The sequence below is a fragment of the Streptomyces sp. 13-12-16 genome (assembly GCF_002114215.1).
Lineage (GTDB): Bacteria > Actinomycetota > Actinomycetes > Streptomycetales > Streptomycetaceae > Streptomyces.
Genome location: NZ_NCTE01000440.1, coordinates 1 through 1,288, shown reverse-complemented (window position 1 = coordinate 1,288; position 1,288 = coordinate 1). Strand labels below are relative to the sequence as shown.

The window sequence follows — 1,288 nt, the reverse complement described above, 5'->3', positions numbered from 1 at the left end:
CGCCGCGGCCGGGGTGCCGTCGGACGTGCCGGGGTCCGGCCGGGCGCCGGGCGCGTCGATCCAGTGGCGCCGGCGTTCGAAAGCGTACGGCGGCAGCGGTGCCCGCCGGGGCGTGCCCGGCACCGGGGGGAGGGCGCTGTCCACGCCCGCGCTCCACAGCCGTCCCAGCGCTTCGGTGAGGACGAACCCGTCGGACGCCTCGGCCTTGGCGTGCCGCATGGTGGTCACCGTCACCGGTGCCTCGTCGGTGAGCCGGCCGGTGGCGAGCTTGGTCAGGGTGTCGCCCGGGCCGATCTCCACGAGGACGGGGCGCAGCCGGCCCCACAGGGCGGTGATGCCGTCGGCGAACCGCACGGTGTCGCGGGTGTGGTCGATCCAGTGCCGTACGGAGGTGGCCTGCGCGTCGGTGACCCAGGTGCCGGTGACGTTCGTGACGTACGGGATGCGCGGCGGACGCAGGGTGACCTGGCGCAGGTGGGTCTCGTAGGCCGGCAGGACCGGGTCGAGGACGTGGGAGTGGGCCGCGACGGGAATGCGCAGGCGGCGGAACGGGATCTCGCGGCGGGTGAGTTCGGCCTCGAAGCGGGTGATCGCGTCGAGGTGCCCGGCGACGGTGCAGGCGCCGGGTCCGTTGACGGCGGCGAGGGACAGACCGGCGTCGAGCAGCGGCCGGACGTCCTCGGCGGGGGCGGCGACGCCGACGGTGGCGCCGCCGGCGGAGCCGATGAGCCGGATGCGTTCGGTGACCAGGGGCAGCATGTCCGCGAGGTCGATGACGCCGGCGAGGCATGCGGCCGTGTATTCGCCGAGCGAGTGGCCGATCAGCGCGTCGGGGCGCACGCCGGACTCCATGAGCGTGCGGGCCAGGGCGTACTCGGTGACGACGAGCCCGAGGAACGCGGAGGTGTCGTCGGGCCGTCGCTGCTCGAAGAGGGCGGTGCGCAGGTCGGCGCCGAGGACGGGCCGCAGGATGCGGGCGCACTCGTCGACGGTGTCGCGGTAGACGGTGTGGTCGCGGTACAGGTCCTTGCCCATGCCCGGGTACTGGGTGCCGCCACCGGGCAGCAGGAACGCGACGCGGGTGGGGTCGTCGGAGAGCGGCGGGGTGGCCGGGGCGGCGGAGCGCAGCGCGTCGAGGGCCTCCTCTCGGGTGGCCGCCGTGACGGTGAGCCGGTGGCGCAGTGCGGGCCGGTCGGTGCGCAGGGAGTGGGCCACGTCGTCCAGGCGCAGCCGTGGGCGGCGTTCGAGGTGCCGGGCGAGCGCCTCGGCCTGGCCGCGCAGGGCGCCG

Annotated in this window: 1 protein-coding gene; it reads right to left on the bottom strand. The window is 75.9% G+C overall.

Translation table 11 applies throughout. From position 1 onward, the window contains the following. On the bottom strand, positions 1–1,288 hold a 1,288-nt coding region (locus B7767_RS18120), incomplete at both ends, for an acyltransferase domain-containing protein (protein WP_143652535.1).